The sequence below is a fragment of the Rhodococcus sp. ENV425 genome (assembly GCF_002887785.1).
GTDB lineage: Bacteria > Actinomycetota > Actinomycetes > Mycobacteriales > Mycobacteriaceae > Rhodococcus > Rhodococcus aetherivorans.
In genome coordinates this window covers 3,222-13,032 of the sequence record NZ_PCZU01000186.1, presented here as the reverse complement: position 1 = coordinate 13,032, position 9,811 = coordinate 3,222, and the positions used below count along the sequence as shown (strand labels likewise).

General features: G+C 71.6%; 11 protein-coding genes. 6 read left to right on the top strand and 5 right to left on the bottom strand.

The features are described from left to right. Positions 1-9: 9 nt before the first annotated feature. From CQZ88_RS15400 to CQZ88_RS15390, 3 genes are read right to left on the bottom strand one after another with little or no spacing between them, the layout of a single operon-like run. On the bottom strand, positions 10-237 hold the full coding sequence (locus CQZ88_RS15400; protein WP_006939021.1) for a hypothetical protein: 228 nt from the start codon (positions 235-237) through the stop codon (positions 10-12). Positions 238-250: 13 nt separating this feature from the next. Then, positions 251-1,456 (bottom strand): acyl-CoA desaturase, encoded by a 1,206-nt coding sequence (locus CQZ88_RS15395; protein ID WP_044476094.1) that lies wholly within the window; start codon positions 1,454-1,456, stop codon positions 251-253. Positions 1,457-1,482: 26 nt separating this feature from the next. Continuing rightward, entirely contained in the window at positions 1,483-2,595 is a 1,113-nt protein-coding gene (locus CQZ88_RS15390) for a ferredoxin reductase (protein WP_029543029.1), read from the bottom strand. Positions 2,596-2,690: 95 nt separating this feature from the next. Between CQZ88_RS15390 and CQZ88_RS15385 the strand changes: the two genes are divergently transcribed. Genes CQZ88_RS15385 through CQZ88_RS15375 form a run of 3 tightly spaced genes read left to right on the top strand, consistent with a single transcriptional unit; the run spans position 2,691 to position 5,204 of the window. Continuing rightward, the gene (locus tag CQZ88_RS15385) at positions 2,691-3,392 is read left to right on the top strand and encodes a TetR family transcriptional regulator (protein WP_029543027.1); all 702 of its coding nucleotides are present in this window, start codon (positions 2,691-2,693) and stop codon (positions 3,390-3,392) included. Between the two features lie 23 nt (positions 3,393-3,415). Continuing rightward, positions 3,416-4,255: an alpha/beta fold hydrolase gene (locus CQZ88_RS15380; protein ID WP_006939012.1), complete on the top strand. Its 840-nt coding sequence runs from the start codon at positions 3,416-3,418 to the stop codon at positions 4,253-4,255. Between the two features lie 4 nt (positions 4,256-4,259). After that, complete coding sequence (locus tag CQZ88_RS15375; protein ID WP_044476092.1) at positions 4,260-5,204, top strand: SGNH/GDSL hydrolase family protein; 945 nt, start codon at positions 4,260-4,262, stop codon at positions 5,202-5,204. Here CQZ88_RS15375 and CQZ88_RS15370 read toward each other — a convergent pair. Then, positions 5,188-5,787, bottom strand: a complete 600-nt coding sequence (locus CQZ88_RS15370) for a TetR/AcrR family transcriptional regulator (RefSeq protein ID WP_006939010.1) — start codon at positions 5,785-5,787, stop codon at positions 5,188-5,190. The two genes, CQZ88_RS15375 and CQZ88_RS15370, sit on opposite strands and share 17 nt — an antisense overlap. Positions 5,788-5,882: 95 nt before the next feature. On the opposite strand from CQZ88_RS15370, the gene CQZ88_RS15365 reads away from it, so the two are divergent. After that, positions 5,883-6,704, top strand: coding sequence for an acyl-CoA thioesterase II (locus CQZ88_RS15365; protein WP_006939009.1), 822 nt, complete (start codon positions 5,883-5,885; stop codon positions 6,702-6,704). Here the strand turns inward: CQZ88_RS15365 and CQZ88_RS15360 are convergent. Beyond that, positions 6,689-8,020 (bottom strand): MFS transporter, encoded by a 1,332-nt coding sequence (locus CQZ88_RS15360; protein ID WP_065922687.1) that lies wholly within the window; start codon positions 8,018-8,020, stop codon positions 6,689-6,691. The genes CQZ88_RS15365 and CQZ88_RS15360 overlap by 16 nt on opposite strands. Positions 8,021-8,185: 165 nt before the next feature. Here CQZ88_RS15360 and CQZ88_RS15355 point away from each other — a divergent pair, with 165 nt between their 5' ends. Then, complete coding sequence (locus CQZ88_RS15355) at positions 8,186-8,731, top strand: PadR family transcriptional regulator (protein ID WP_050035029.1); 546 nt, start codon at positions 8,186-8,188, stop codon at positions 8,729-8,731. Next, positions 8,728-9,811: 2,4-dienoyl-CoA reductase FMN-binding domain-containing protein (locus CQZ88_RS31140; RefSeq protein WP_258008618.1), on the top strand; the 1,084-nt coding region annotated here is incomplete at its 3' end. The genes CQZ88_RS15355 and CQZ88_RS31140, both read left to right, overlap by 4 nt.

Below are 9,811 nucleotides of genomic sequence, written 5' to 3'. Positions count from 1 at the left end.
GTTCTTCGCCTACCCGCCGGACGGCTCGGACGGCGGCTCTGCGACGCGCTCGTCGTCGGCGCTCGCCTTGCGGGCGGCCTCCCGCATCTCGATGCCGTCGCTGATCCAGTCCCCGACCTCCCGGGTGACCTCGCGGACCGCGCCGGTGATGATGCCGGCGATGTTGCCGACGTGCGTCGCCGCGGACTCGGTCAGTTCCTGGAGCGTGTCCTTGTTGCGTTCGAACCTACCCACCATGGCGGTGCCCCCTTCAGGCGCTGTCGTGGGCGAGGGTACCCGCGACCGGCACGCCGCGCTCGATGAGCACCGACGTCGTGGGCTCCTCGGAGACCCAGCTCGGCGGCAGGGCCAGCTTCACGATCTTGCGCCACACCGAGCCCACCTGGGCGAGCAGGCCCCCGGTGTTGTAGGGCAGCCCGTAGCGTTCGCACAGTTCCCGCACCTCCGGCGCCAGCTGCGGGTACCGGTGCGCCGGAAGATCCGGGAACAGGTGGTGCTCGATCTGGTGCGAGAGATTGCCCGACATGATGTGGAACAGCGGCGTGCCGGTGATGTTCGCGCTGCCGAGCAGCTGACGCACGTACCACTCGCCGCGGGTCTCGTGCGCGGTCTCCTCCTCGGTGAACGACTGCACCCCGGACGGGAAGTGCCCGCAGAAGATGATGGAGAACGCCCACACGTTGCGGACCAGGTTGGCGGCCGCGTTGCCGAGCAGCGTCGGCACGAACATCGGCCCGGACAGCAGCGGGAACGCGACGTAGTCCTTGACCACCTGCCCGCGCGCCTTACGCCACCACCCCCGGGCGAGCGGGATCACGTCGCGCCAGCTGCGTTTGCCGGCGACGACGTTCTCGACCTCGGCGTCGTGCAGCATCACACCCCACTCGAACAGCAGCATCAGCCCCGTCGCGTAGACGGGATTGCCGAGGTAGTAGGGGTGCCAGCGCTGCGCCGGATCCATCCGCAGGATGCCGTAGCCGACGTCGCGATCCATCCCGAGGATGTTGGTGTAGGTGTGGTGCAGGTAGTTGTGCGAGTGCCGCCACTGGTCGGCGGGACATACGGTGTCCCACTCGAAGTTGCGGGAGTTCAGTTCCGGCTCGCGCATCCAGTCGTACTGGCCGTGCATCACATTGTGGCCGATCTCCATGTTGTCGAGGATCTTCGACACGCTCAGCGCGGCCACGCCCGCCACCCATGCCGGCGGCAGAAAGCCCACGAACAACAGGGCACGACCGGCGATCTCGAAGCGCCGCTGCGCCCCGACGATGCGGTAGATGTACTCGCGGTCGGCCGCGCCGAGCGAGGCGACGGTGCGCTCGCGCAGGGCGTCGAGTTCGCGGCCGATCTCCTCGACCTGCTCGCGGCGCAGCACGACCGGCGACGGGTCGGGATCGCGACGGCCGGACAGGAACGCCGGCAGCGGAAGGGACAGGGGGATGGACAAACCGAACATGTTGTCCTCCAATTGTTTCGAGTGGGTCAGAGGTCGAAGGCCGCGTCGCCGACGGGGACGTTCACGCAGATCTGCACCTCGGCGCCGGGCTCGTCGTCGATCTCGCCGGTGCGCACGTCGCGGGTGCCGCCGGACAGCCGGGTCACGGTGCAGGAGTGGCAGATTCCCATGCGGCAGCCGTGCTGCGGGGTGAGCCCGGCCGCCTCGGCCTGTTCGAGGGCGGTGACGCCGCTGTTCTCGGCGCGGACCCCGGACGCGGCGAAGGTGACGGTGCCGCTCGCGTCGTCGTCGCGGACGACGACGGGCGGGGTGAACTGCTCGGTGCGCAGCAGGTGCGCGGCGCCGGCGTCGCCGTAGACCTCCCGCACGCTGTCGACGAGCCCGGCCGGGCCGCAGACGTAGGCGGGTGCGCCGGCGAACCACGGGGCGACCCGCTCGAGATGACTCCGGTCGAAGCGGCCACGCAACGCACCGTCGTCCGCCCGGGTGTAGGCGAAGGCCACGTCGACGCCGGCGTGGGCGCCGGCCAGGGACTCGATCGCGTCGCGGTGCGGCACGTGCGCGGCGGTGGGCGCGTAGTGCAGGAACGCGACGGTTCCGGAGTGGCCCTCGTCGGCGAGGGTGCGCAGCATCGACAGCACCGGAGTGATGCCGCTGCCGCCGCTGACGAGCACCAGCCGCTCCGGCCGCTCCGCCGGGAGACAGAACTCGCCGGCGGCCGCCGCGAGGTCGACCACGTCGCCCGCGGTGGCGTGCTCGTGCAGGTGCCGCGAGACGACGCCGTCCGGTCGCACCCCGACCGTGAGCTGGATGCGCCCGTCGGCTCGATGCTGGGAACTCACCGGCGAGTAGCTGCGGCTGTGCCGCACACCGTCCACCACCACGCCGAGTTGCAGGTGCTGACCGGCCCGGAACTCCAGGGGCCGGCCCGGGCGCAGCTCGAGCGTCACCGCACCCGGGACATTTCGGTCAACGTTCGTGATCCGGGCGCGCGTGTGCTGCACGGCCAGGAGCGGATCGGCCAGTTCGAGGTACCGATCCGGGTGGTGCGGCGCGGAGAGTACATGCAGCGCCTTGATCAGGGCTTTGCGTCCGATCGACGGCCCCGGCCCGCGTCGGGCGCGGTGAAGCAGGGTCATGGCGTCGCTCCTCTCGAGCGAGAATCCAAAGTCAGTGCACAAATGTGCACTGAGTTCAGTGTGCCAGGGTCGCCCGGTGGGCTGTCAACGATGTTGTGGCGGCCGTCACCACGGTCCCCGACCGCCGCCGCGTCGCACTGCCTAGACTCGGAGCCGTGTCCGCAGCCCCCGTTCCCGAACCCGCGACGCGAGCTGCGCGCAAGGAGCGCACCCGCCAGGCCCTGCTCGACGCGGCGCTCGAACTCTCCGCCGATCGCAGCTTCGCGACGGTGAGCCTGCGCGAGGTGGCCCGCCGAGCCGGGATCGTGCCCACGGCGTTCTACCGCCACTTCGGCTCGATGGAGGAACTCGGCGTCGCCCTCGCCGCCGACACCATGCGCATGCTCCGCACGCTGCTGCGCGAGGCCCGGCGCACGCGCGGCCCGTCCTCGGCGCGGGCGTCGCTCGAGGCCCTGGTGCGGCAGGTCCGCGCCCACGAACAGGCGTTCCGATTCCTGGCCCGGGAGCGCTACGGCGGCCAGCCGGCCGTCGCGCGCACCGTCACCGTCGAGTTGCGGCTGATCACGGGCGAACTCTCCGTCGATCTCTCCCGCATGCCCGGAATGGCGGACTGGGACGTCGACGACCTGGAGATGGCGGCCGACCTGCTGGTGACTGCCATGCTCGAGGTGGTGCTCGAACTGCTCGACGTGGACCGGCCCGGCGGGCCGGCGGAGGCCGAGGTCCTCGCCCGCGCCGAAAAGCAGATGCGTCTCATCGTTCTCGGCATGGGCGCGTGGAAACCTTCCCACCGCTAACGGCAACCCGTACGGTGGGCGCCATGTTCGAGACCACTCACGTCACCCTCGGAGACCTCACCTTCGACGTTCACGTCACCGGTCCCGCCGACGGCACGCCCGTCGTGCTGCTGCACGGATTCCCGGAGACCGCCCGCAGCTGGGAGGCCGTGGCGCCGCAGCTCGCGGAGGCAGGTCTGCGAGTGCTGATGCCGGACCAACGGGGGTACTCCCCCGGCGCCCGCCCGGACGGCGTGTCGGCATACACCATCGACCTGCTGGTCGGTGACGTGATCGGGCTGCTCGACGCGACCGGCCTCGGGCAGGCCCACCTGGTGGGGCACGACTGGGGCGCCGCCGTGGCCTGGCAGGTCGCGGCGCGGCACCCCGACCGCATCAGCACCCTGACCGCGGTGTCCGTGCCACACCTCGCGGCCTACGGCTGGGCCCTGCGCGAGGACGCCGATCAGCAGGCCCGCGCCGCCTACATCAAGCTGCTCCGGCAGGAGGGAAAGGCCGAGCACGTCCTGCTCGAGGACGACGCCCGTCGCCTGCGCGCGATGTACGGCGACCGGGTGAGCCCCGAGTCGATCGACGAATACGTGCGCGTGCTGTCCGAGCCCGGCGCCCTGACCGCCGCGCTCAACTGGTACCGCGCGATGACCCGGGAGCTCTCCGAGCTGGCACCGGTGCGGGTGCCCACCACCTACGTGTGGAGCACCGAGGATTCGGCCCTCGGCCGGGTGGGCGCGGAGCGCTGCGGCGAGTTCGTCGACGCGCCTTACGAATTCGTCGTCCTCGACGACGTCAGCCACTGGGTGCCGGAGGAGGCACCGGACGCGCTGGCGAAGGCGATCCTCGCCCGCATCGGCGACCGGCCGTAAGAGCATGACCACAGGAGGGGCCGTGACCACCGCAGCCTGCCACCGCCGTATGCGTCGCCGGCTCGGCGCGGCCGCGGCCGCCTCCCTCACCGTGCTCGCCGCCGCGGCCTGCACCGATCCCGGGTCGCCCGCCGATTCCGAGCCCGAGCCCAGCCCCGCCTACAGCTCCTATGTGGCCCTGGGTGACTCGTTCACGGCGGGCCCGATGATCCCGCCCCAGATCGACTCGGCGTGCGCGCGCTCGGGGAGCAACTACCCCCATGCGGTGGCCGAGACGCTGGGCATCGACAACTTCCGCGACGCGTCGTGCAGTTCCGCGACGACAGCGAACCTGACAGGGCCCCAAGTGGTTTCGTCGGGCGCCACCGTCCCCCCGCAATACGATGCACTCACCCCCGAAACCGAGCTGGTCACCGTCGGGATCGGCGGCAACGACATCGGCCTGGTCGCCCTGGCCGGATCGTGTCTCGCGCTCGACCGCTCGTCCGGCAGGGCCGCGGCACCGGCCGGACCCCTGTGCGCGACCGCGAACGTCCGCGACGGCCTCGACCTCGTGGACCGCGCGATCGACGACTTCGCCCCCACCTACGGCGTGATCGTGCGGGAGATCCGCAACCGCGCCCCGGACGCGCGCATCCTGCTCGTCGGCTACCCGACCGGGATCCGGGACGGCGGATGCTATCCCGATCAGCCGATCCTGCCGGACGACGCGACGTACCTGCAGGCGAAGATCGACCGGCTCAACACGGCGATGGAACAGCAGGCCGACGCCGCGGGCGTCGACTACGTCGACCTGCGCGAGTCCACCGTCGGGCACGACGCGTGCCAGCCCTCCGCGCAGCGCTGGACCGAAGGCCTGTTCCCGTCCCAGCCGGCCGCCCCGCTGCACCCCAACGCCGACGGCCACCGCAACGCAGCCGAACAGGTCCTGGTCACGATCGCGGACTAGCCGCGGGGTCGATCGCCGATCGGCACAGGGCCGAGAGCTCGTCGACCACCGCGTCGAGCGGCGCCGAGCTGCGCTGCGCCTGGGCGAGCACCAGCGCACCCTCGAGCGCGCCGACGATGAGCACCGCCAACGACCGGGCGCGTTCCGGGCCCACCCCGTCCGCGACGAGCGTGCCGGTGAGCAGGCCACACCAGTGCTCGAACGCCTCCCCGGCGACATCGCGGGCGCCGCGCTCGGTGCCCAGGGCCGCCGCGACGATCGGGCAGCCGACCGCGTAGTCGCCGGCCTCGAGACCGCGACGCCACAGGTCGGCGAGAGCCTGCAGTGCGCCGGGGGTGTCCGAGGAGTCCAGCACCCGTGCCATCCCGTCACCCAGGTGGTCCGCGGCACTGCGGGTGGCCTCCTCGACGAGCTGCGCCTTTCCGCCCGGGAAATGGTGGTAGACCGACCCGCGCGGCGCGCCGCTGTGGGCGAGCACGTCGGCGAACGAGGTCGCCGCGACGCCCCGCTCGCGGATGAGCCGGATCGCGCTGCGGATCATCGCGGCGCGAGGGCCGGTGGTCGGGTCGCTTCGCCTCGCCATGTCCGCGCTCCGCTCTTGCCGTCGGTTTCTATGTATGTTGTCATACTTAGGTCCGGACCGTGCCGGAACGGACCCGTTCTTCCCGAGGAGTCGTCGTGACCGAGATCGCCGCCCCGCCCCACCCCTTCGACGCCGCCGTGGCGCTCGAGCCCGCGGAGGACGGTCACGCGCGGGGGCGGACCAGCCCGGAGTACACGAACATGGTCGGTCCGTTCGGCGGCGTCACCGCCGCCGCCCTGCTGCGGGCCGTCCAGCAGCACCCGGACCGGCTCGGCGATCCCATTTCCCTCACCGTCAACTACGCCGGCCCGGTCGCCGACGGCGAGTTCGACATCACCGTGCGGGCGGTCCGCACCAACCGCACCAACCAGCACTGGCTGCTGGAGCTGACGCAGGACGGTGTGGTCACCACCACCGCCACCGCGGTGTTCGGCACCCGCCGCGACACCTGGTCGGACACCGAGCTCGACATGCCGGCGGTCCCGTCGGCGGATGCGGTTCCCACCCGGACCTTCCCGGACTTCATCGCGTGGGCCCGCAACTACGAGATGCGGTTCGTCGAAGGCGCGGTGCCCCAGCAGGACGCCGGCGAGCACCCCGACTCCACCACGACGCTGTGGGTGCGCGACACCCCGGCCCGCCCGCTCGACTTCCCGGCGCTGACGGCGCTGTGCGACGTGTTCTACCCGAGGGTGTTCCTGCGCCGCGGCCGGTACATGCCGGCCGGGACCGTGTCCCTGACGGTGTACTTCCACGCCGACGCCGGGCAGCTCGAGGCCCAGGGCGACGACTTCGTCCTGGGCACCGCACGCACCCACCGCTTCTCGCAGGGCTACTTCGATCAGGCCGCCCAGCTGTGGGGCCGCGACGGCACGCTGCTCGCCACGACCCACCAGCTCGTCTACTTCAAGGACTGACCCTCCGGGGCCCGCACCGCGAGCAGCGCCGCCAGCCCCGCGCCGAGCACGACGAGCAGGCCGGCGATCCCGGCCCGGTCCGCGTCGAACGTCCAGGCGAAGAGCCCGAACAGGGTCGGGGCCAGGAACGACACGGCGCGGCCCGACGTCGCGTAGAGCCCGAACATCTGCCCCTCCCGCCCGGCCGGGGTGATGCGCGCGAGGAAGGTGCGGGCCGACGACTGCGCGGGCCCGACGAACAGGCACAGCAGCAGACCGAAGATCCAGAACATCAGCGGCCCCGACACCACGAGCAGCACGACCCCCACGGCCATCATCGCGGCGAGCGAGGCGACGATCACCGCCTTGGGGCCGACCCGGTCGTCGAAGCGCCCCGCGGCCAGCGCACCGAGGGCCGACACCACGTTCGCGGCCACGCCGAACAGCAGCACGTCGGCGGCATCGATGCCGTACACGTTCACCGCGAGCACCGCACCGAACGTGAACACCCCGGCCAGGCCGTCGCGGAACAGCGCCGAGGCGCCGAGGTAGCCGACGGTGCGCCGATCCATCGCCCACAGCTCGCGCAGGTCGCGCAGCAGCACCCGGTAGGACTGCACGATCCCGGCCCGCTCCGCGCCGGGATCGGCACCGGTGGGCGGAACCTCCGGCACCGCCAGCAGCACCGGGACGGCGAAGACCGCGAACCACACCGCCGCGGCCACCACGACCAGGCGGATGTTGAGGCCGCCCTCGGTGCTCACGCCGAGGAAGCCGCGGGTGTCGCCGTCGCCGGCGATGAACCCGAAGTACCCCAGCAGCAACAACAGCAGCCCACCGAAATAGCCCATGGCCCAACCCAAACCGGAGACCCGGCCCATGTTCTCCTCGGTGGAGACCTGACGCAGCATCGCGTTGTAGGGCACCTGCGCGAGTTCGACGACGACCGACGACACACCCAGCAGCACGAGGCCGAGCCACAGGTAGTGGTAGTCGTCGCGCACGAAGACCATCGCCGCCATCAGCGCGACACCGGCGTAGGACAGCACCGCCAGGGACCGCTTGCGCCGGCCGGCCGCGTCGTAGCGCTGGCCCGAGACGGGGGCGGTGACCGCGATGAAGAACCCCGATATGCCCAGCGCCCACCCGAGCCACGTGCTCGCCGACATCGACCCCGGCAGGTCGTCGCCGACGGCGTCGGTGAGATACACGGAGAAGACGAAGGTCAGCACCACCGCGTGGTAGGCCGACGACCCGAAGTCCCACATTCCCCAGGCGAAGACCTGCCGTCGCGAGGTGGCCTCCCCGATCCCGGCGGCGTCCGTGTGCGCGCTCATGCCCGCAGCCTAGGAGATCGTCGCGCCGAGAACCGGCCTCCGGTGATCCGCGCGATTTCCGGTCAGCCGCGACCGCACTCCGCGTTCGCGGCTGACCGAGAGGTTCGCGACCGTCCCCCCAGCTGTGCACTTGATTGCATATGCACCTCGGTGCATACTCTCGACATGGCCCTGGAACACGCGCTGCTCGCCGCACTCGACGAGCGGTCCGGCTCCGGCTACGAACTGGCCCGCCGGTTCGACAAGTCGATCGGCTTCTTCCACAGCGCGACGCACCAGCAGATCTACCGCGTGCTGCGGCGTATGGAGGACCACGGCTGGGTCACCGGCCGCACCGTGCCGCAGGACGGCCGGCCCGACAAGAAGGTCTACCGCGTCAGCGCCGCCGGACGCACCGAGCTGGACCGTTGGATCGCCCACCCCTCCGACCCCGAGCAGCTGCGCAGCGACCTGGCCGTGAAGATCCGCGCCGCCGGGCCCGGCACCCTGCCCGCCCTCCTCGCGGAGCTCACCCGCCACCGCGACGCCCACGCCGCCCGCCTCGAGGTGTACCGCACCATCGAGAAACGCGACTTCCCCGCACCCCACCGGCTCACCGGGCCCTCACTGCACCAGTACCTCGTCCTGCGCGGCGGCATCCGCGTCGAACAGGGCTTCGCCGACTGGTGCCAGGAAGTGCTCGACGCCCTCACCACCGAGGACCACTCGTGACGAACCCCTACCCCCACCTGCTCTCACCGCTCGACCTCGGACCGTTCCCGGTGCCCAACCGCGTCGTCATGGGCTCGATGCACACCGGACTCGAGGACCGCGCCAAGAACACCGGCCGCCTCGCCGCGTACTTCGCCGAGCGTGCCCGCGGCGGGGTCGGCCTCATCGTCACCGGCGGCTACGCACCCAACCGGACCGGGTGGCTGCTGCCGTTCGGCGCCAAGCTCACCAACCGGCTCGAGGCCCGGCGGCACCGGACGATCACCGATGCCGTCCACGCCGAGGGCGGTCGCATCCTGCTGCAGATCCTGCACGCCGGGCGCTACAGCTACTGGCCGCTGAGCGTGTCCGCCTCGTCGATCAAGGCGCCGATCAACCCGTTCCGGCCGCGCAGGCTCACCTCCTGGGGCGTGCGCCGGCAGATCCGCGCCTACGTCCGCTGCGCCCGCCTCGCCCAGCGGGCCGGCTACGACGGCGTCGAGATCATGGGCGGCGAGGGCTACTTCATCAACCAGTTCCTCGCCGAGCGCACCAACCGGCGCACCGACGAGTGGGGCGGCAGCCCCGAGAACCGTCGCCGGCTGCCCGTCGAGATCGTCCGCCGCACCCGCGAGGCCGTCGGCCCGGACTTCGCGATCTGCTTCCGGCTGTCCATGGCCGACCTCGTCGAAGGCGGCCAGCGCTGGGACGAGATCGTCGCCCTCGCTCAGGAGGTCGAGCGGGCGGGCGCAACGCTGATCAACACCGACATCGGCTGGCACGAGTCGCGGGTGCCCACCATCGTCACGTCCGTCCCGCGCGCCGCGTTCGCGGACGTCACGGCCGAACTGGCGAAGCACGTCGCAATCCCCGTCGCCGCGTCCAACCGGATCAACATGCCCGAGACCGCCGAGGAGATCCTGGCCCGCGGCGACACACAGCTCATCTCGATGGCCCGGCCGATGCTGGCCGACCCGGAGTGGGTCCGCAAGGCCACCGCCGGTGCCGCCGACGAGATCAACACCTGCATCGCCTGCAATCAGGCCTGCCTCGACCACGCCTTCGTCAACAAGCACGTCTCGTGCCTGCTCAACCCCCGCG